This is a genomic window from Campylobacter showae CC57C (assembly GCF_000344295.2).
GTDB lineage: Bacteria > Campylobacterota > Campylobacteria > Campylobacterales > Campylobacteraceae > Campylobacter_A > Campylobacter_A showae_B.
This window is the reverse complement of sequence record NZ_AOTD01000087.1, coordinates 1-836: the sequence shown is the minus strand read 5'-3', so window position 1 is coordinate 836 and position 836 is coordinate 1. Positions and strand designations below refer to the sequence as shown.

Annotated in this window: 1 protein-coding gene; it reads left to right on the top strand. The window is 44.9% G+C overall.

Annotated elements, in window-relative coordinates:
- Positions 1–836, top strand: an 836-nt coding sequence (locus H740_RS03390; protein WP_002951325.1) for a methyl-accepting chemotaxis protein, incomplete at both ends; no start/stop codon positions are given.

The window sequence follows — 836 nt, the reverse complement described above, 5'->3', positions numbered from 1 at the left end:
AGAATACGCAGCAAAAAGGTTTGACGAAAATGGCCTGATACCATACGTCAACTACAAAGGCGAAAATGTAACGGCTAAGGTTTTGCCCATCGGCGAAAACGGTTGGCTGGCGGTCGCAGCGATCGGCGCGGATACCTTTTCTAGCAACACCTTGCCGCTTTTAAAAGCTCAGCTAATACTAGCTGCGGTGTTTATCATCGCGCTTTCGTTATTTGTCTATGTGCTGCTTAAAAAATCGCTAAGCCCGATAAAAACTATCCAAGAAAAGCTTGACGATACGTTTAAGTTTGTTACTTATGAAGCATCTAAAGCCCCTGAAAAGCTAGTCGTAAGCACGAAGGATGAATTTGGCGTTATGAGCCGAGCTATTAATGAAAATATCGATAAGGTCATAGGCGGCATCAAAAAAGATAGCTCCCTAATCGAGGAGATGAACGGCATCGCAAACCTCATGATAAAGGGTCATATGGGCGCGACTATCAAAGCAGATCCAAACAACCCTGCGCTAGTTGAGCTAAAAGAGCTACTAAACCACTTTTTTGCCTCTATCTCGTCAAATTTAAGAGATATCGCGCGTGTGCTAAATTCCTACAACAAAAACGACTATACCGCTAAAGTCGAGGTGCAAGAGGAGCTAGAAAGCGACCTAAAAGATATGATCGTAGGCATAGAGAGTGCCGGAGTTGCCGTGAGTCACATGCTAAAAGAAAATCTAAAAGAGGCGCAGATGCTAGAAGAGCGGGCTAAAATTTTGGCCGATTCTATGCGAAATTTAACGGAGGGCGCAAGTAAACAAGCCCACTCTATCCAAGAAAGCGCCGCCGCAGTCGAGCAGA